We start from the raw sequence: 17,893 nt of genomic DNA, 5'->3' as shown, positions 1-17,893 counted from the left end.
TAAACGACAAAACGTGAGAAAACGTTACATATAGCTCACGACCTGGGAATCCGTAAATGTCGGCGGCCGGTTTCGAGGCCTGTACCTGGGGCAGCGCACCGGAACAAGCGCCTAAACAACCGGAGGCAGACATGACCACCGTGCTCTGGGTGGCCGTCGTCGTGGTCGCGGTGGTGGTGATCGCCGCAGTCGGCTATTTCTTCGTGCAGCAGCAACGCCGGCACCGACTGCGTGACCGTTTCGGCCCCGAATACGAACGTACCGTGCAGGAACGGGAGAACAGGCGCGAGGCCGAGCAGGAGCTCATCGCCCGTGAGCAGCGTTTCAGCTCCCTCGACATCCGTGCCCTGGACGCCGGGACGCGCGAGATCTACAGCAAGAAGTGGATGGAGGTCCAGGAACGCTTCGTGGACGCTCCCGGCTTCTCGGTGACCGAGGCCGACCATCTGGTGACATCGGTGATGGCCGAGCGCGGCTACCCGACCGAGAACTTCGAGCAGCGGCTCTCCGACCTGTCGGTCGCGCACGGCCGCACCCTCGACCACTACCGGCAGGCTCACGAGATCAGCAGCCGGGCGGCCCGCAAGGAGGCCTCCACCGAGGAACTCCGCCAGGCCATGGTGCACTACCGCGCCCTGTTCGAGGAGCTGCTCGCGGCCCCCGCCAGCCCGGCCACGGGTGAGCGGGATTCCCGGCGTGCCGACGCGGACGACACCGTCCACGGCGCCGACGACGATCAGTCCCCCCGCCGCGACACCGAAGGACGGTGATCCAGATGAACGATCGATCTTCTCCGGACGGCGACCGCCTGGTCCACAAGGCATCCGAGAACGACGACCACGTGGTGCGCAAGTTCGACGAGGACGACCTGAACGCCTCGCGGCACGCTCAGAACGCGAGCCACGAGGCCAGGGACCCGCGTCCGGACGACGCTCCCGGGCCCCGGCGGGAAAGCCCGCGCACCGGCCCGGAGGCCGGGGACGGGAAGGACGTCGCAGACACCGGGCCGCATGACGACCGGCACGCCGCCACAGGTGACGAGCTGGTCAGCGACCAGGACGCCCCGCTGGGCGCCGGCAGGCGCGACGTGCGGGACGACCTCGACGACGAGCGCGGCGGCACACTCCCCCGGGACGCGGCCGCGAGCACGCCGGTCACGGACACCTCGGTCCCGCGCGCCTCGGCCGCGGACACGTCGGCCGTGGGCACGTCTGTCCCGGGCGCCTCGGTCACGGACACGCCGGCCGCCGGTTCCGCGCCGCACGAGCGGGTACCGGGCACCGTTCCCACGGACGGCGCCGGTTTCCCGGACAGCACCGCGGGCAGGCCGGACGACGTGCTCGACGAGGGATCGGGCTTCACCGACGCCGAGCGGCCCGCCGCGCACAACGCACCGCCCATCGCGTCCGCCGCCGGGGCCGCAGCCCTGTTCGAGCAGGACTCCGACGGGATACGGCGGCGCTGGCAGGAGGTCCAGGCCGGCTTCGTCGACGACCCGCGCCAGGCCGTGGAGCGCGCGGACTCCCTCCTCGACGAGGTGACAAGCTTCTTCCGGAGCGCGCTGGAGGCTCGGGCCAACGAGCTCCAGGGCCGCTGGAAGAACATCGATAAGAACGACACCGAGGACCTTCGGATCGCCCTGCGCGACTACCGGGCGACCCTGGAACAACTCCTGAACATCTCCGCTGGGACGAGGTAACAATGCTTGCAATCGCCGCCGCCATCGTTTTCGGTCTTGGGCTCCTGCTCGACCTGATCGGCGCCAACATCCCCGGGCTCAACGGCACGTCCTTCCTTCTGCTCGGTCTCCTGCTCCTCGCGCTGCACCAGGCCGGTATCGGCTCGGCCGGCCCGCGTACCGGTGGCGGGGGTGGGGGCTGGCGTCGCAGGCGCTGATCTCCCGGGGCTCCTCCGGATCGGCAGCGCCGAGGAGGATCGGCCCCCAGGGTGAGACCGCCGAACGAACGGCAGAGGACCCCGGCCATATGGCCGGGGTCCTCTGCCGTTACCGGTTGTGGCCGGGGTCCCTCACCGTTCACCCGGCAGGCGGACACCGGCGGCGCGGGCCACACGGGAGCACGACATGGTCCTGCGGTGCGTCGGCATCGGCATCGGCGGATCGCGGGCCGCCAAGGGCACGTGGATCTCCCGCCGCGGAGCGGACGCCGGAGCGGGTGGCCTGAATGAGTCCCGAAGGGATGAGCCGGGAGTGCCGTCCGAGGGAGCGTTCTCCGTTCGGGGACGGGCCTAGAGGACGGCGAGGACGGCGAAACACCATGAAGGCCGAAAGGGACCACGAAGGACCACCAGGGGCCGTGGAGTGCCGCGAAGAGATCAGGACACCCGGTCCGCCACGGAGCGCTCTGAGCGGCCCTGAGCCGGAGCGACGTCGTACGAGGCGGTGACCCGGTGGGACGGTTCGTGCCGACGGATCGACCGGCAGGGCGGTGTCCGTCCGCGGAAAGGAGTCGCCGGAAAGCGGTCGGCGGGACGAGGCCCGCGGGACGGGACCGGTGGTGCCCGGTCTCACGGCGACGACGGGAAGAAAACGGCCCGAGGCTCGCTCCGGGATGCGGGTGATGCTCCACGGCCTCGTTCCGGCGGGGCGCGCGCCGGGCGTGTGAGGCGGCTCACCCGTCGTGGTGCGGGCCGCCGGAGGGGACGGCGGGCCGACGGGTGGATCAGAGGCCGAGGTGGATCAGAGGCCGGACGGATCGAAGACGGGGGGATCAGACAGCGGGTGGAGCGCAGACGGGGCGGATCAGAACTTGAACGACATGGTGATGAAGGTGCCCGAGGCCCCGGTCTCGAACTTGATGTCCGAGCTGACCATCCGGGCCACCCACAGCCCCATGCCACTGGTCGCATGGGGCCCGGGGGGCGTCTCCCCCGGCGCGGGGCCGGGGTCCCACCGGCCCTCGTCGTGGACCTCCACGACGAGGGTCCGGCCGACCGTCCACATGCGCAGGACGGCCTTCGCGGTGGTGTGTCCATGGGTGACCGCGTTCGTGGCCACCTCGTTCAGCGCGACCAGGAAGTCGGCCAGGCCCTCCTGCGACATCCCGCTCCGCACCGCGTGGGCGGCGGCGAAGTCACGTACGTCGGGCAGGTCGGGCAGACAGAACGCCAGTTCGGCCACGGCGGCACCCGCGGGAGGAATCCGGGAACGGTCGCCGCTCGCCATGAAGCGAGCCGGACGAGCACCGTCCTCGTTCACCCGAGATCCGCCTCCCCTGTCCCAGTCCGCCGTCGTTCTCAGCATCCGGGGTCCATTCAAACGCACCTTACGCCACGTCCGTTGTCGCCGACTGGGGTGCCCTGTAGCGGGCGATGTATTCAGCATTCGGCGACAAGTTCCTCACGGAGCTGATCGAGCACCTTCCGCAGGATACGGGAGACGTGCATCTGGGAGATCCCGAATTCGGCCGCGATCTCGGCCTGGGTCATGTTCCCGAAGAAGCGGAGCAGGAGGATGTTCTTCTCCCGGGCCGGCAGCTTGTCGATCAGCGGCTTGACCGCCTCGCGGTCCACCAGGGTGCCCAGCGCGTCGTCCTCGTCGGGGATGACGTCGCCCAGGGCCGCGGCGTCGTCGTCGGCGCCGAGGGGGGCGTCCAGCGAGAGCGCGCTGTAGGCGGCGGAGGCGTCGAGGGTGAGCAGGACGTCCTCTTCGGAGATCTTCATCTTGGCGGCCAGCTCGGTGACCGTGGGGGCGCGGCCGAGGTCCTGGCTGAGGTCGGCGACCAGCCGGTTCAGCTCGGCCCGGCGCTCCTGGAAGACGCGGGGGACGCGGATGGCCCAGGTGCGGTCGCGGAAGTGGCGCTTGACCTCACCGGTCATGGTGACCACGGCGTAGCCGCGGAAGGGGTGACCCAGGGACGGGTCGAAGCCGTTGATGGCCTTCATCAGGCCGACGTACGCGGCCTGCAGGAGGTCCTCCATCGGCTCGCCGCGGTAGCGGTAGCGGCGGGCGATCTCCATGGCGAGGTGGCGGTGCATCTCGACGATGCGCTCACGCAGGCGCTCGGCACGGTAGTCGGAGATCTCAGGCAGCGACATTTCGGCGAGGAGTTCCTCGGCGGTCATGTCGGTGATTTCGAGTGCCTGAACAGACATTGCTGCTCCCTGGTATTACTGTCGGGCGAGCCGACCACGGAAGCAACATCCGGGCAGACGGCATCGCCTCGACCAAGTTTCGAGGCGAGGCCCTCTGCTGGACCTCTGCTTCTAATATTGCCATGAATCCCGGAGTATTACTCGCTCGCAGGTAACAGTAAGGTTGCTAATCGAATGGTGCGAGGAGGCCCTGAGTGACGGTGTCGGAGAACGGCGAGAGATCGGCGGCCCTGACTCTCACGTCGGCGCTCGTCGGTGGGATCAACGTGATCCACGTGACGGGTCTGCTGGACGCGACGACGAGAGATCAGTTCGCCGACTACCTGGCGGCGGAGACCGGTGAGCACGGTCCGGACATGGCGATCGACCTGAGCGGCGTGACCTTCATGGACTCGCGCGCGCTCGGCCTCATCGTCCACCACTGGCAGGTCAGCACCACCGCCGGTGCGAGGTTCGCCCTCATCGGGGTGGAGTACGCCAAGACCAAGGTGATGTGGATCACCGGCCTGGCCCAGCGGCTGCCGTTGTACGACACGATCGAGGACGCCCTGGCGGCCTTCGACGACCCCTCGGGAGCCGGCGGCCGCTAGGAGCGGCCCCAGCCCCGGGGGTGGGACGGGGCGCGTCTCAGGCTCCCGTGAGGTCCTCCAGGGAGCCTCCCGCGGAGCCCTCCCGTGCCTCGCGGTTGCGCTGGTGCTCGTCGACCAGCAGCCGGGCCAGGTCGGCGACCTTCACCTGGTGGTGCTGGGAGATCCGGCGCAGTTCGTCGAAGGCGGCCTCCGCCGAGCAGCCGCTGGACTTCATGATGATGCCCTTGGCCTGGTCGATGATCGCCCGGCCGGCGAGCGCCTCCTGCATCTGGGCGGCGTCGGTGCGCACCTCGTCGTAGTCCCACATGTTGGCCAGCGCGACGCCCACCTGCTCGGCGAGCATGTCGGCCAGCGGGGGGACGTTCCTGGCGGCGAAGACCCCGGGGCGCACGCCGTACATGCCGAGCACCAGGACGGCGCGCTCGACGGTGATCGGCATCGTCAGGATCGAGCGGACGCCGCAGCGGACGGCCATGGCCACGTAGCCCGGCCAGCGCGACTCGCGCAGGACGTCCTGGACGATCACGTGGCGCCCGGTGGCGCGGGCCTCGGCCGAGGGCCCCTCGCCGAGCCGCTCCTCGCTGTCGGCGAGGACGACGAGCTCGCTGTGGGAGGCCGAGACGACCACCCGTTCCCCGCGCCACAGCTCGGCGGAACCGCCCGCGCAGCCGGGGACGCCGCCCGCGAGGGTGGCCGTGAGCCCGCGCAGCACGCTCTCGCTGGATGTCTCCTCGCTGACCCTGCCGAGGACCGCGAGATCCCTGGCGAGGACGGGAGTGACCATGTCCATCCGCGGGCCCCCTTTCCTGTGCCACCAACCTAACCACTGTCCGACCACGCGCCGATCCGGCCTCGGGTGGCGTACCGTCTACGACGGGATAACGCCCCATCCCCGCCCCCTGACGAGGACGACCATTGACCGACGGTATTGGCCTTCAGACCCTGGAGCAGGCGCTGAGCGCCCTGACCGCCAGGGTCTCCTCCCTGCGTGAGGCGAAGTCCGCCTACCCCGCGGACCCCAGGTCCACACTCGACGCGGCGCTCGCGGAGCTCGACACCGCGCGGGAGCTGCTGGACGCCTCCGTGCGCGAGCTGCGCAAGGCGCCCAAACGCTCCGGTGAGCGCGAGAGCGGGTCCCAGCGGGAGCTCAAGCTGCTGCGCCAGGTGTTCCGCACCTTCCCCATCCCCGTGGTCGTGCTGGACGCCTCGGGGGTGGTCCGGCGGATCAGCGCCGAGACCTCCAGGATGCTGGGGAGCCCGGCGGGATACCTGATCGGCCGCTCGTTCCCGCTCTTCGTCGACGTCTCCCGGCGGGCGGCGTTCCGCTCGCACCTGACCGCGGTCCAGCAGGGCGGCCAGACCGCGACCCTGCAGACGCGCCTGGCCCACCAGGGCCGGGCGCACACGGTGCAGCTCGCCGTCACCCGCCTGACGATGCCGGGCGAGCCGCAGGAGATGGTCGCGGTGATGATCCTGCCGCTGGAGGCGCAGGTGCCGGGCCCTCCCCCGGGGCCGGCCGACCGCTCCGACGCCGTCCTGGTGATGGCCGCGGCGCGCCGGCAGGAGCTGCTGTCCAGGATGACCCGGCTGCTGCTGGACGAGGAGAGCCTGCGCCAGCCGGTGACCGTGACCAGGGCCGCGCGGCTGCTGGCCGCCGAGTGGGCCGACTGGGTGTTCGCCGACATGATCCGGGACGGCATGCCCAAGCGGGCCAGCGTGCTCGGCCCGAGCGACAGGCCGGTGACCCAGCTCGTCCGCCTCGCCGAGCAGATGAACCCGCTGACCGCGCCGGGCGTCGCGCACGTGCTGACCGGCGGCTCGGGCGTGGTGCACGAGATGCTGGAGGACGACGGGCTGCTCGGCGACGTCCCGGGCGGGCCGCCGCTGCTGCGGGTGATGGGCGCCGCCTCGGTGCTGATCGTGCCGATCGGCGGCGGGGGTGACGTCCTGGGCTCCCTGACGCTGGTACGGCTCCGCGACCGCGAGCCCTTCACCCTCGCCGACCTGGGGCTCATGGAGGAGATCGGCGCCCACCTGGGGCTCGCGGTGCGGGCCCGGCGCAGCTTCCAGACCCGCTCGCGAGCGGCCGACGCGCTGCGTACCAGCGTGGTGCCGCGCAGCCTGCCCGACATCCCGGGATTCGAGGCGGCGGCGATCTACAACGCCGGTTCGAGCCCGGTCGGCGCCGAGTTCTACGACGTCTTCCCCTCCCGCGACGGGTGGGGGTTCGCCCTGGGCGGCGCCGCGGGCAAGGGCGAGGAGGCCGCGTCGGTCAGCGCCATGGTCCGCAACGGCCTGCGCGTGCTCAGCGTCTGGGAGTCCGACCCCGGCGAGGTGATGCGCAAGCTGAACCAGGCCCTGACCGCCCAGAACAACGGCATGTTCGTGATGGCCGTGACCGGGTTCATCCGGGCGCGCAGGATCAGGCTGGCCAGCGCGGGTCACCATCCCGCCGCGCTGTTGCAGCCCGACGGCGGGGTGCGGTTCACCGCGGGCGGCGGCGTGCCGCTGGGCATCGCCCCGGAGGCCGAGATGTTCACCGAGGAGATCGCGCTGACCTCCGGGCAGACGCTGGTCTTCTACTCGGACGGCCTGGTCGCCTCGCAGAACGAGCTGGGCGAGTCCTACGGCGAGACCAGGCTGGCCGACGTGCTGGCGCGCTGCGTGGCGCAGACCCCGGCGACGGTCGTCAAGACCGTGGAGGAGGACCGGCACGCGTTCTCCGGCGGGAGGGTATGGGATGAGATCGTGATACTCGCCCTCCGTGTCGTGTAGGGGTCGTACGGCGTGACCGGCGGGGCGTGGCCGACCGGGCGTCCCTGCTGGCCGTCGCCGCCTACGAGGTGGCGGCCGCGCTGGAGCCGCCGACGACCGTACGGCTCTGGGAATTGAACGCCCGCTTCGGGGTAGGTGGGTTTGGCTCAGGCGCGGATCAGGGTATGGTTGTCCCCATACAGACGTGTGCCTAAGACGCAGGCACCCCTGAAGGAATCACAGGCTTTCCATGCCTATCTCCTCCCAGAGGTGTGCCGTGAACATTGCATTCGTCTCCTCCGAGGCTCTCTCCTCCAACCAGGACGAGTCCGACCTCGCAGCCCAGCGCGCTCACCTGATGGCAGTCGCCCGTGAGCTCGGCCGGGAGCACAAGGTCACCATCTACACCCGCAGGAACTCCGACTCGGAGAAGTCCCGGGTTCGCGTGTCGCAGGGCGTCACGATGGAGCACCTGACCGCCGGCCCCACCAAGGACCTTCCCGAGGACAGCGTCCTTCCCTTCCTGTCCGACCTGGGCGAGCAGTTGATGGACCGCTGGGGCCAGGACCGCCCGGACGTGATCCACGCCCACTCCTGGACCGGCGGGCTGGCCGCCATCGCCGGCGCCAACGGCCTCAACGTCCCGTTCACCCAGACCTTCAGCAGCGAGAGCTCCCGCGACGCCAAGGACGCCAAGAAGGTACGCGTGCAGCGGGCCATCGGGCGCCGGGCCAGCGCGGTGATCGCCGGATGCGGCGACGAGGAGAGCTCGCTGATCCGGCTGGGCGTGCCGCGCCGCAACATCTCGGTCATCCCGTGCGGCGTCGACGTCGAGCGGTTCCGCCGCCAGGGTCCGGCCGCTTCCCGCGGCACCCGGCCCCGTCTGCTGCACGTGGGCCCGCTCACGGCCGACAAGGGCGCGCACACCGCGATCCGCGCCCTGGAGGGCGTCCCGGACGCCGAGCTGATCATCGCCGGTGGCCCCTCGGCCACGGAGCTGGAGCACGACGCCGACGCGCACCGCATGATGCTGCTGGCCAAGGAGATCGGCGTCGAGGACCGGATCACCGTCCTCGGCCACGTCCCGCACACCTCGGTGGCGAAGCTGATGCGCAGCGCCGACGTGGTCTTCTCGCTGCCCCGTGAGGCTCCGGCCGGTGTCGTCGCGCTGGAGGCCATGGCCTGCGGCGTGCCCGTCATCGCCTCGGCGGTGGGCGCCCACCTCGACTCCGTGGTGGACGGCGTGACCGGCCTTCTGGTTCCGGCCGACCGTCCGGCCCAGACCTCCCGCCTCACCCGCGAGCTGCTCGCCGACCCGACCCGGCGCACCGCCCTCGGCTTCGCCGGTGCCGACCGCGCCCGGTCGCGCTACTCGTGGGAGCGGATCAGCCAGGAGCTCGTCCACGTCTACGAGAACGCGCTGTCCGGCTCGGCCGTCACCGTCGCCTAGCCGTACCGCCCGCGGCGCCCGTGCGGCGCCGCCGGCCACGCCGACCGGCATCGAGACCGGGGACCCGTCGGGGTCCCCGGTCTTCTCGTTGCGCCCCCTTCTCGCCGGGCCTTCGTCTTTCCGGCCCTTGGATCCCCCGGCCCTTGGATCCCCCGGGCGTTGGGGCTCCCGGACATCGGGGTCCCCACGCCTTCTTCTCGCCCGGCCTTCGGTGCCCCGGGTCCTCGTCCGCCGGAGGGAGCAAGAGGGACGGATGCGAAATCGCGATACCTCTGTTACTGGAGTGCAATCGTTGCTTTGATGGGCGCATGTCGATTCGTGGCACGTTCCTGGGTTTCCTGGCCGCGGCCCTGGCGCTCTCCGCCCTGCCCCCGGCGCACGCGTCCGCGGGGGCGGCCGTCACGGCCGCACCGGGCACCCCCGCCGGCGCGGGCACGTCCGCCGGTACGGGCGTGTTCCTCGGCGCGGGCGCGGCCGACGTCGCGGGCGCGGCCGACGGGCGGGCCTGGGGCGCCCCCGTCCTGGTGGAGAACTTCGACGGCGGCCGGGTCGACGGCCGCAGGTGGGTCGTCTACCACTCCCCCGGCGCCGAGACCAACCCGCGTACCGGCCGGGCCACCACCGTGAGCGGCGGCGCCCTGCGGCTCAAGGGGGGCATCGTAGGCGGCAAGGACCTGTCCGGGGGCATCGCCACCCGGACCGCGCAGCGCTACGGGCGCTGGGAGGTGCGGCTGCGCGCCGAGCGCGGCGCCGGGTACACGCCGGTGGCCCTGCTCTGGCCGTCCGACCAGGGCGGCGGGGAGTACGCCGAGGTCGACTTCGCCGAGATCATCGATCCCTCCCGCAGGTCGGGCGGGATCTTCGTGCACCGTGGCGAGCGACCACAGGCCCAGCGGCAGATGCGCGCCGACTTCACCCGCTGGCACACGGTGGCGGTCGACTGGCTGCCCGGCCGGCTGACGTTCTGGCTGGACGGCAGGAAGGTGTGGGACTACCGGGGGCCGAACGTGCCCAGGAGCCGCTCCATGCACCTGACGCTCCAGAACGACGTCACCTGCAACCAGTGGTCGCCGTGCCGCAACCGGTCCACTCCCCCGACGGTGAGCATGTACGTGGACTGGGTGAAGATCTACCGGGCGAACGTCTGACCGCCCGGTGGAGTCACCGGGACCGCCAGAACCGCCCTGGCCCCGCGCCCGGGCCGCCCGATCGCCCGGGCCGCCCGATCGCCCGATCGCCCGGGCCGTCCGGGTCGCCCGGGCCGTCCGGGTCGCCCGGGCCGTCGAGCCGCCCGGGCCGTCCGGGTCGCTCAGGTGGTCCGGGTCGTCCTCAGAGCAGGTGGGCCGCCTTGAGGGCGAGGTGGACCAGCAGGCGCTCCTGGCCGTCGGCCAGGTCGCGGCCGGTGAGCCGTTCGGCCTTGGCCAGCCGGTAGTAGAGCGTCTGGCGGTGCACGCCGAGCGCCGCCGCGCTCTCCTGGGCGTGGCCGGCCCGGTCCAGGTAACCCTCCACGGTCCTGGCGAGCTCCGGGTCCTGGGCCAGCCGTCCGGCCTCCCCGGCCAGTTCCCGCAGCCGCGCGGGGGACATCCGGGCGAGCAGCCGGTAGACGCCCAGGTCGGGCCAGGCGGCCACGGGCGCCAGGGCGGGCACGCGGACGGCGACGCCGAGCGCGTGCACGGCCTCCTCCCAGCTCCGCCAGGCCCGCGCCGCCTCCTCGCGGGGGCCACCGAGGCCCACCGCCGTGCCGTACATTCCCTGGACGCGCGCGGCCAGCTCCCGTGCCTGGCCCGCCGGGACCAGCAGGGCGGCCAGCGGCTCTCCCTGGCCGTCCCGGGCCGGGAACGCCGGATCGGCGAGCACCCCGCGCGGCAGCGTCCACAGGGCCGCGACCCGGTCCTCCGAGCCGCGCACGGCGATCGCCGCCACCGGCCCGCGCACGTCCAGCCGGGACAGGGCGCCGGAGCGCTCCTCGGCGTCGGAGGAGAACAGCTCGCGCAGCCCGGCGCCCAGGTCCTGGCGGGTGCGGGCCTCCTGGGCGAGGGCGGCGGCGGCCCGGGAGACCAGGCCGGCGACGGAGGCGAGGGCGTCGTCGCCGAGCGTGCCGTCGTCGAGGAGCCACAGGTAGCCGTAGGTCACCCGGTGGTGCCGCAGCGGCACGCAGACCCGGGCGAGCACCCCCAGGTCGGCGTCGGCCGGGATGCGCACGGGCCCGGGGGCGGCGGCGATGCCGTACCCCTCGAAGTAGGCCCGCACCTGGTCCGTGGCGCGGCGCCGCAGGATGGACTCCTGGCGCACCACGTCGATGTCGCCGCTCTGCGCCGCGTACGCCAGGAGCTGGAAGGAACGGTCCTCCAGGGTCGCGGACGCGCCGAGCCTCGCGGCGATCTCGTCCACCGTGTCCTGCAGCACCCCACCATTGTCGTACATCTGTATGAACACTCCCGTCGGCGGTCGTGGCAGATGCACATGACGGCCGGTCGGGGGCGGGTTCTAGGGTTGGGACATGCTCGGTTCCCTGCTTCTCGGTGCCTCCCGGTCACCCCTGGTACGGCGCGCGGTGTCCGGCGTCCCGGTGACCCGCAAGGTCGTCGACCGCTTCGTCGCGGGCGAGACGCCCGCCGACGCGGTCGAGGCGATCCGCGGCCTGACCGCCGCCGGCCTGACCGTCACCGTCGACCATCTGGGTGAGGAGACGCGGGACGCCGACGCCGCCGCCCGCACGGCCGGGGCGTACGTCACGCTGCTCGGCGCGCTGCCCGAGCTGGACCTCGGCGACCGCGCCGAGGTGTCGGTGAAGCTGTCGGCGGTCGGCCAGGCCCTCGGGGCCGACGGCGCCAAGATCGCGACGGAGAACGCGCGGCACATCTGCGAGGCCGCCCATGCCTGCGGGGCGACCGTGACCCTGGACATGGAGGACCACACCACGGTCGACTCCACCCTGGAGACGCTGCGCACCCTGCGCGAGGACTTCCCCTCCGTCGGCGTCGCCGTGCAGTCCTACCTGTTCCGCAGCGAGGCCGACTGCCGCGACCTGGCGTACGAAGGTTCGCGGGTCCGCCTGGTCAAGGGCGCCTACGCCGAACCGGCCTCGGTGGCGCACCAGAGCAGGAGCGAGGTCGACCTGGCCTACGTGCGCTGCCTGCGCATCCTGATGTCGGGCGCCGGCTACCCGATGGTGGCCACGCACGACGACCGGCTGATCTCCATCACCGAGACCCTCGCCGACCGGTTCGCCCGGGCGATCGGCGACTACGAGTACCAGATGCTGTACGGGATCAGGGTCGACAAGCAGCGGGCCCTGGCCGGAGCCGGCCACACCGTGCGCGTCTACGTCCCCTACGGCGACGACTGGTACGGCTACTTCATGCGCCGGCTGGCCGAGCGCCCGGCGAACATCGCCTTCTTTCTGCGTGCCCTTGGAGGCAAGTGATGGATGCCATCTCCACCGTTCCCGCCCCGGTCAACGAGCCGGTGCTCGGCTACGCGCCCGGCAGCGCCGAGCGTGCCGCGCTGGAGGCCCGCGTCAAGGAACTGTCCGGGGCGCAGCCGGAGCTGACGATGACGATCGGCGGCGAGCGGCGGATGGCCGCCGGCGCCTCGATCGACGTGGTGCAGCCGCACAACCACGCCTCGGTGCTGGGCCGCACCGCCGACGCCGACGCCTCCGACGTGCGGGCGGCGATCGACGCGGCGCTGCGGGCGGCGCCCTCCTGGCGGTCCCTGCCCTTCGACGAGCGGGCCGCGATCTTCCTGCGGGCCGCCGACCTACTGGCCGGGCCGTACCGGCAGACGCTGAACGCCGCGACGATCCTGGGGCAGTCCAAGTCGGCGCAGCAGGCGGAGATCGACGCCGCCTGCGAGCTGATCGACTTCCTGCGCTTCAACGTGGACTTCGCGCGCCGCCTGCAGGCCGACCAGCCGATCTCCTCGCCCGGGGTGTGGAACCGGATGGAGTACCGGCCGCTGGAGGGCTTCGTCCTGGCGATCACGCCGTTCAACTTCACCGCCATCGCCGGGAACCTGCCCTCGGCCCCGGCCCTGATGGGCAACGTGGTCGTCTGGAAGCCCTCCCCCACCCAGCAGTTCGCCGCGCACTTCACGATGCGCCTGCTGGAGGAGGCCGGGCTGCCGCCGGGCGTCATCAACATGGTGACCGGCAACGGCAAGGCCGTCTCCGAGGTCGCCACGACGCACCCGGACCTGGCGGGCATCCACTTCACCGGCTCCACCGCGACGTTCCAGCACCTGTGGTCCACGGTCGGGGCGAACATCTCCTCCTACCGCTCCTACCCGCGGCTGGTGGGCGAGACCGGCGGCAAGGACTTCGTGCTGGCCCACCCCTCGGCCGACCCGGCCGTGCTGGTCACCGCGCTGGTGCGCGGCGCGTTCGAGTACCAGGGGCAGAAGTGCTCGGCGGCCTCGCGCGCGTACGTGCCGCGCTCGCTGTGGTCGGCGATCCGCGACGACCTGGTGAGCACCGCCGAGTCGCTGACCGTGGGGGACGTGGCCGCGGACCTGTCGACGTTCATGGGCGCGGTCATCGACGCGCGGGCGTTCGCCAAGCACCGGGAGGCGATCGACCGGGCCCGTTCGCTCGATTCGATCGACGTGCTGACCGGCTCCTACGACGACTCCACCGGCTACTTCGTGCGGCCGACCGTCCTCGAGGCGTCCGACCCCACCGACGAGATCTTCTCCAAGGAGTACTTCGGGCCGATCCTCGGGGTGCACGTCTACGACGACGCGGACTTCGAGAGGGTCATGGACGGGGTGAACGACGCCTCGCCGTACGCGCTGACCGGCTCGATCATCGCCCGGGACCGTCACGCGATCACCCAGGCGTCGGAGCGGCTGCGGTTCGCGGCGGGCAACTTCTACGTCAACGACAAGCCGACCGGCGCGGTCGTCGGCCAGCAGCCCTTCGGCGGCGCCCGCTCCTCGGGCACCAACGACAAGGCCGGGTCCATCCTCAACCTGATCCGCTGGGTCAACGCCCGCACGATCAAGGAGACGTTCGTCCCGCCGACCGATCACCGCTACCCGCACATGGGGTGACGTCCCGCAGCCCGGCGGGGCCCTGCCTCACGTCGCCGGGTTTCCCGAGCGATCCCTCACGGCAGAGCCGACGGCGGTCCGGTCTCAAGCGACTCGGCTCTTCCGAGTAGCTCGCGACAGATGACGACGCCCGGGTCTCGCATTCGAGACCCGGGCGTCGTCCGTCGCGCAGCGGCGTCCTGAGGACCTCACCAAAAGCCGCGTCGGCGGGTCACGGGCTCAGGAACTGCCTGCGCAGCGCCGCGATCGGATCGCCGGCACGGTCTTGTACCGCTTGCCGACGGTGAGCCGCTCGCTCGATCGTTGCATCGCGTCATCGGGAGAATGGCCCGGACTTTGGCTGGTATCTCGGCCAAAGAGGTACCATGAGGTCCATGGAGATCATCCCGATCAGCGAAGCGAAGGACCGGCTGACCGAGCTGGCCGACCGGGCCGCTCGTGAGCACGATCACTTCACGCTCACCCGGAACGGGCGGCCTCATGCGGTCATCGTGTCCGTGGCCGAGTGGGAGTCCCTGCAGGAGACGCTGGAGATCCTCACTGACCCTGAGATGCGGGCCGACCTGGTCGAGGCCGCTGCCGCCGAGGCAAGTGGCGACATGACCACCGAGGAGGAGATGGCCGCCATCATGACGGCCCGCCTCGGCAAGGCGCGCGCGTGAGCGACCGGTACACCGTCCTCCTGGATCCGCCCGCCCGCCGCGCACTCGCCTCGGGCCTGCCCGAGACCGTGGCGGCCGCAGCCTGGGAGTTGATCACCGGTGCCATCGCACGCGAGCCGTGGCGCGTCGGCAAACCCCTCCAAGAGCCGTACGAGGGACTGCACGTCGCCCGGCGCGGAACGTATCGCGTGGTCTACCGCATCGACGAGGACAAGCACACCGTGACGATCCAGACGATCAAACACCGCCGAGACGCCTACCACCCATAACAGCTGATGGGCCGCACTCGTCGTGCGGTGACCGCCGTGCCGCCGACCGATCACCGCTACCCGCACATGGGGTGACGTCCCGCAGAGCGGGTGGCAGCAGCCCAGCCTCAAGTCACCGGGCTTCCCCGAGTACTCCCTCACGGCAAAGCGATGCCCGGGTCTCGCATTCGGGACCCGGGCGTCGCTCGTCACCGATGTCAGATCAGAAGTCGTCCGGCGAGTTCACGCCACTGGCGCAGGGGCGGGGTCCGTGGTGTGGCCGTGACGACGAAGAGGCTCACGTGGTCGGCTCCGGCCTCCAGGTGCTCCTCGACGCGGCGTGCGATGAGATCGGCGGGCCCGCGGCTCACCAGCGCGTCGACAAGCCGGTCGTCGAGGGAATCGACGTCCTCGAACCCCAGATCCTGCAGCAGTGCACGGCGGTTGGGAAGGAGCGCGGCGGCGTAGGAGCGGGCCAGGTCCGCGGTGGCGGAGCGGTCCGGGTCCAGGACGACGAGCTGGGTGACGGCCAGCAGCACGTCCGGACCGAGCAGGGCCCTGGCGGTCCTGGTGTGCTCGACCGGCATGCCGAGCGGATGCGCCCCCCAGGCCCGCTCGCGGGCGAGGGCGAGCAGATCCGGACCCAGCGCGGCAAGCACTCGGCGCGGGGCGACCTGCGAATCGGGCGGACCGAACGGAGCGGCGTCCATCGCGTCCAGGTAGCCGCGCATGATCTCCGGCGGAGGGCCGAAGCGGTGGCCACGGACGTCCTCGGCGAGGCTGGGGTGACTCTCCCAGAGCCCGAGCAGGAAGCGCCCGGGGAACGCCTCGTCGAGGGTGCGTTGCGCGGCCGCGGCGCTCACCGCGTCGCGCGCGTAGATGTCGGCGGCGCCGGCGGCCACCACGATCCGCTGGGTGGCCGCCAGCAGGATTCCGGCCTGTGCCATGGCCTCCCGCCCCGCCGTCTCGGGGAACCACAGCGTCCCGAAACCGGCATCCTCGATCGCCGTCGCCGCCTCGCGGAGAGCGGCGGCGGGATAGCCGTCGAGGTCTCCCGCCCATATCCCGATGCGCCCGAGATCGAGTTCATGGCCGTTCACATGTCCCGCCGAGCTTCGAAGAAGGCTTCGATCTGAGTCGCGCCGGCCCGCTCCAGCCAGGTGCGCAAGTCCGTCAGGCCGGGGTGGATCCGCCGCGCCGCGGCGATGTCGGCCCGCCAGCCGAGCGTGTTGAGCCACTCGTAGGCGAAGGCGAACTCCTCGCCGGCCTGCCGGATCGTCTCGATCGGGATCTGCACGTACGGCACGGGCCGCCCGATCGCCGCCCCGACGGCCTCGGCGATCTCCCGTGGGGTCACCTCGTCGCCGGCCAGGTCGATCGCCCTGCCGATCCACTCGTCCGGACGGGCGAAGGCCAGGGCGGCGAACACGCCGGCGTCGTCGACGGCCATGATCTGCTGCGGCACGTCCGGCTCGAACGCGGCGGTCACCGTGCCCTCGTGCAGGTGGTAGCCGCCGGTGTAGTTCTCCATGAAGGAGACCGGTCGCAGGATGGTCGCGGGCAGGCCGAACTTGGCGATGTGCTGCTCGATCCGCCACTTGCTCACGATGTTGCGCGGCAGCGCCTCGTCGTCGTGGCGGCCCGCGCCGGCGACGGAGGTGAAGACGAAGTGCCGGATGCCCGCGGCACGAGCCGCTTCGGCCACATTGACGCCCCAGCGGACCTCGTCCTCGGCCGTGAAGTCCGGCGGGGTGCCGGGTGAGCCCACGGTGGGCTGGACGCTGAACATGCCGTAGGCGCCCTCGGCCGCCGCGACCAGAGAGTCAAGGTCCTCCATCTCGGCACGTACGAGCTCGGCTCCCGCCGCGGCCAGGGCCTGCGCCGACGCTCTGCCCGGATCACGGGTCAGCGCTCGCACCCGCCAGCCGCCGGCGAGCAGATGTGCCGTCACGGCCCGCCCCTGGAGTCCTGTCGCGCCCACCACCACAACGGTCTTCTGCATGTCCGTGCCTCTCCTGAAGCGTGCCACCCACAGAAACGGGGTGGTCCCCCACTTATCTTCGGCTAACATATGGGGGGCAACCCCGTTTAGCAAGTCGAGTGGAGAGCCAGTGCCTCGCGAAGACCGCACGATGCGCGCCGACGCGCGGCGCAACTACGACCGGATCCTCGTCGCGGCCCGCGAAACCATCGCCCGACACGGAGCCGGGGCCTCCCTGGAGGAGATCGCCCGGCACGCCGGCGTCGGCTCCGCCACCCTGCACCGGCACTTTCCCTCTCGCCAGGCACTGCTGGAGGCCGTCTTCCGCGACCGGGTGAAGACTCTCTGCGCGAAGGCGTCCGAGCTGACCGCCGACCTCGATCCCGGCCCCGCACTGGTCACCTGGCTCCGCGCCGTAGGCACGCACGCCACGTCCAACCGCGGCCTGGCCGCGTCGCTGATGCGCGGCGCCCACGACGGCGATCCGACGCTGGGCGCCACCTGCCACACGATGATCGTGAACGCCGGCGGCGAGCTGCTGGAGCGTGCTCGCCAGGCGCACGCCGTCCGCCCCGGCGTCGCCATCGTCGATCTGCTCAAACTCGTCAGCGCCATCTCACTGGCCACCGAGCAGGAACCCGGAGGAGCGGCCGAGGCCGACCGGCTACTCGCACTCGCCATCGACGGCGTGCGCCCTCATGAAGGACCTCACGTCCACGGCGAGCAGTGAGACCGCATGTGTCATGCAGTGACCACCGTCCCGCCGACCGACCACCGTTACACGCACATGGGGTGACATCTCACGAAACGGGTGGGCCCGCCCTCGGGTGGGCGGGCTTCCCCGGGTGACCGCCTCCTCAGGGCAAGGCGATGCCCGGGGCTCGAATCGGAGGCTCGGGCATCGGCCGTATCGGCCGTATCGGCCGTGTCGAACGTGGCGCCGCTCGTCCACGATCCGCCCTCGACATGTCAGGCCCGGCCGGGCCGTGATGACCGAGATCACGGAGAACCCGGTGGTACCCGCCGTGGCCCGTCCAGGCCGA

General features: G+C 71.7%; 18 protein-coding genes. 12 read left to right on the top strand and 6 right to left on the bottom strand.

Annotation, left to right across the window (positions count from 1 at the left end):
* The first annotated feature begins 131 nt into the window (after positions 1 to 131).
* The 3 genes from AB0G16_RS09645 to AB0G16_RS09635 are packed head-to-tail and all read left to right on the top strand — an operon-like array spanning position 132 to position 1,896.
* Positions 132 to 770 carry a hypothetical protein gene (locus tag AB0G16_RS09645; RefSeq protein WP_362801367.1) on the top strand — a complete coding sequence of 213 codons (639 nt, stop codon included), beginning with the start codon at positions 132 to 134 and terminating at the stop codon, positions 768 to 770.
* Between the two features lie 5 nt (positions 771 to 775).
* A complete protein-coding gene (locus AB0G16_RS09640) occupies positions 776 to 1,699 on the top strand; it encodes a hypothetical protein (RefSeq protein WP_362801364.1) in 924 nt (307 codons plus the stop codon).
* Between the two features lie 2 nt (positions 1,700 to 1,701).
* Positions 1,702 to 1,896: a hypothetical protein gene (locus AB0G16_RS09635; protein WP_362801361.1), complete on the top strand. Its 195-nt coding sequence runs from the start codon at positions 1,702 to 1,704 to the stop codon at positions 1,894 to 1,896.
* A gap of 865 nt (positions 1,897 to 2,761) precedes the next feature.
* Here AB0G16_RS09635 and AB0G16_RS09630 read toward each other — a convergent pair.
* Together AB0G16_RS09630 and AB0G16_RS09625 are read right to left on the bottom strand one after the other, a co-directional pair.
* Complete coding sequence (locus tag AB0G16_RS09630; RefSeq protein ID WP_362801358.1) at positions 2,762 to 3,262, bottom strand: ATP-binding protein; 501 nt, start codon at positions 3,260 to 3,262, stop codon at positions 2,762 to 2,764.
* 74 nt (positions 3,263 to 3,336) lie between these two features.
* Positions 3,337 to 4,113 carry a SigB/SigF/SigG family RNA polymerase sigma factor gene (locus AB0G16_RS09625; protein ID WP_362801356.1) on the bottom strand — a complete coding sequence of 259 codons (777 nt, stop codon included), beginning with the start codon at positions 4,111 to 4,113 and terminating at the stop codon, positions 3,337 to 3,339.
* A 194-nt stretch (positions 4,114 to 4,307) separates the two neighbouring features.
* Between AB0G16_RS09625 and AB0G16_RS09620 the strand changes: the two genes are divergently transcribed.
* The gene (locus AB0G16_RS09620) at positions 4,308 to 4,703 is read left to right on the top strand and encodes an STAS domain-containing protein (RefSeq protein ID WP_362801353.1); all 396 of its coding nucleotides are present in this window, start codon (positions 4,308 to 4,310) and stop codon (positions 4,701 to 4,703) included.
* 37 nt (positions 4,704 to 4,740) lie between these two features.
* Here AB0G16_RS09620 and AB0G16_RS09615 read toward each other — a convergent pair whose 3' ends face one another.
* A complete protein-coding gene (locus AB0G16_RS09615; protein ID WP_362801351.1) occupies positions 4,741 to 5,493 on the bottom strand; it encodes an ANTAR domain-containing protein in 753 nt (250 codons plus the stop codon).
* Positions 5,494 to 5,618: 125 nt separating this feature from the next.
* Here AB0G16_RS09615 and AB0G16_RS09610 point away from each other — a divergent pair, with 125 nt between their 5' ends.
* The 3 genes from AB0G16_RS09610 (at position 5,619) to AB0G16_RS09600 (ending at position 10,055) form a co-directional block, all read left to right on the top strand.
* Positions 5,619 to 7,478, top strand: a complete 1,860-nt coding sequence (locus AB0G16_RS09610; protein ID WP_362801348.1) for a SpoIIE family protein phosphatase — start codon at positions 5,619 to 5,621, stop codon at positions 7,476 to 7,478.
* Positions 7,479 to 7,734: 256 nt separating this feature from the next.
* Positions 7,735 to 8,907: a glycosyltransferase gene (locus tag AB0G16_RS09605; protein ID WP_362801345.1), complete on the top strand. Its 1,173-nt coding sequence runs from the start codon at positions 7,735 to 7,737 to the stop codon at positions 8,905 to 8,907.
* A gap of 308 nt (positions 8,908 to 9,215) precedes the next feature.
* Positions 9,216 to 10,055 carry a glycoside hydrolase family 16 protein gene (locus AB0G16_RS09600; protein ID WP_362801343.1) on the top strand — a complete coding sequence of 280 codons (840 nt, stop codon included), beginning with the start codon at positions 9,216 to 9,218 and terminating at the stop codon, positions 10,053 to 10,055.
* Between the two features lie 181 nt (positions 10,056 to 10,236).
* Here AB0G16_RS09600 and AB0G16_RS09595 read toward each other — a convergent pair whose 3' ends face one another.
* The gene (locus AB0G16_RS09595) at positions 10,237 to 11,313 is read right to left on the bottom strand and encodes a helix-turn-helix domain-containing protein (protein WP_362801340.1); all 1,077 of its coding nucleotides are present in this window, start codon (positions 11,311 to 11,313) and stop codon (positions 10,237 to 10,239) included.
* Between the two features lie 94 nt (positions 11,314 to 11,407).
* Here AB0G16_RS09595 and AB0G16_RS09590 point away from each other — a divergent pair, with 94 nt between their 5' ends.
* The 4 genes from AB0G16_RS09590 (at position 11,408) to AB0G16_RS09575 (ending at position 14,890) form a co-directional block, all read left to right on the top strand.
* On the top strand, positions 11,408 to 12,334 hold the full coding sequence (locus AB0G16_RS09590; RefSeq protein ID WP_362801337.1) for a proline dehydrogenase family protein: 927 nt from the start codon (positions 11,408 to 11,410) through the stop codon (positions 12,332 to 12,334).
* Positions 12,334 to 13,959, top strand: coding sequence for an L-glutamate gamma-semialdehyde dehydrogenase (gene pruA / locus AB0G16_RS09585; protein ID WP_362801334.1), 1,626 nt, complete (start codon positions 12,334 to 12,336; stop codon positions 13,957 to 13,959). Before AB0G16_RS09590 ends, pruA begins: the two co-directional genes overlap by 1 nt.
* A gap of 374 nt (positions 13,960 to 14,333) precedes the next feature.
* Positions 14,334 to 14,621, top strand: a complete 288-nt coding sequence (locus tag AB0G16_RS09580) for a type II toxin-antitoxin system Phd/YefM family antitoxin (RefSeq protein ID WP_362801331.1) — start codon at positions 14,334 to 14,336, stop codon at positions 14,619 to 14,621.
* Positions 14,618 to 14,890: a type II toxin-antitoxin system RelE/ParE family toxin gene (locus AB0G16_RS09575; RefSeq protein ID WP_362801328.1), complete on the top strand. Its 273-nt coding sequence runs from the start codon at positions 14,618 to 14,620 to the stop codon at positions 14,888 to 14,890. The genes AB0G16_RS09580 and AB0G16_RS09575 overlap by 4 nt, the downstream gene beginning before the upstream one ends.
* 197 nt (positions 14,891 to 15,087) lie before the next feature.
* On the opposite strand, the gene AB0G16_RS09570 is transcribed toward AB0G16_RS09575, so the two are convergent.
* A complete protein-coding gene (locus AB0G16_RS09570) occupies positions 15,088 to 15,969 on the bottom strand; it encodes a TIGR03620 family F420-dependent LLM class oxidoreductase (RefSeq protein WP_362801325.1) in 882 nt (293 codons plus the stop codon).
* Positions 15,966 to 16,871, bottom strand: coding sequence for an NmrA/HSCARG family protein (locus AB0G16_RS09565; protein WP_362801322.1), 906 nt, complete (start codon positions 16,869 to 16,871; stop codon positions 15,966 to 15,968). Before AB0G16_RS09565 ends, AB0G16_RS09570 begins: the two co-directional genes overlap by 4 nt.
* 109 nt (positions 16,872 to 16,980) lie before the next feature.
* On the opposite strand from AB0G16_RS09565, the gene AB0G16_RS09560 reads away from it, so the two are divergent.
* Positions 16,981 to 17,580 (top strand): helix-turn-helix domain-containing protein, encoded by a 600-nt coding sequence (locus AB0G16_RS09560; RefSeq protein ID WP_362801319.1) that lies wholly within the window; start codon positions 16,981 to 16,983, stop codon positions 17,578 to 17,580.
* Positions 17,581 to 17,893: the final 313 nt, after the last annotated feature.

The sequence above is a fragment of the Streptosporangium sp. NPDC023615 genome (genome assembly GCF_040640155.1).
Lineage (GTDB): Bacteria > Actinomycetota > Actinomycetes > Streptosporangiales > Streptosporangiaceae > Streptosporangium.
Note: the sequence above shows the minus strand (reverse complement) of the source record. Positions and strands in the feature narration are given on the sequence as shown.

Coding starts and splice junctions, on each gene's coding strand:
- AB0G16_RS09645 (WP_362801367.1), top strand. CDS start 132: ATGACCACCGTGCTCTGGGTGGCCGTCGTCGTGGTCGCGGTGGTGGTG.
- AB0G16_RS09640 (WP_362801364.1), top strand. CDS start 776: ATGAACGATCGATCTTCTCCGGACGGCGACCGCCTGGTCCACAAGGCA.
- AB0G16_RS09635 (WP_362801361.1), top strand. CDS start 1,702: ATGCTTGCAATCGCCGCCGCCATCGTTTTCGGTCTTGGGCTCCTGCTC.
- AB0G16_RS09630 (WP_362801358.1), bottom strand. CDS start 3,262: ATGCTGAGAACGACGGCGGACTGGGACAGGGGAGGCGGATCTCGGGTG.
- AB0G16_RS09625 (WP_362801356.1), bottom strand. CDS start 4,113: ATGTCTGTTCAGGCACTCGAAATCACCGACATGACCGCCGAGGAACTC.
- AB0G16_RS09615 (WP_362801351.1), bottom strand. CDS start 5,493: ATGGACATGGTCACTCCCGTCCTCGCCAGGGATCTCGCGGTCCTCGGC.
- AB0G16_RS09600 (WP_362801343.1), top strand. CDS start 9,216: ATGTCGATTCGTGGCACGTTCCTGGGTTTCCTGGCCGCGGCCCTGGCG.
- AB0G16_RS09590 (WP_362801337.1), top strand. CDS start 11,408: ATGCTCGGTTCCCTGCTTCTCGGTGCCTCCCGGTCACCCCTGGTACGG.
- pruA (WP_362801334.1), top strand. CDS start 12,334: ATGGATGCCATCTCCACCGTTCCCGCCCCGGTCAACGAGCCGGTGCTC.
- AB0G16_RS09580 (WP_362801331.1), top strand. CDS start 14,334: ATGGAGATCATCCCGATCAGCGAAGCGAAGGACCGGCTGACCGAGCTG.
- AB0G16_RS09565 (WP_362801322.1), bottom strand. CDS start 16,871: ATGCAGAAGACCGTTGTGGTGGTGGGCGCGACAGGACTCCAGGGGCGG.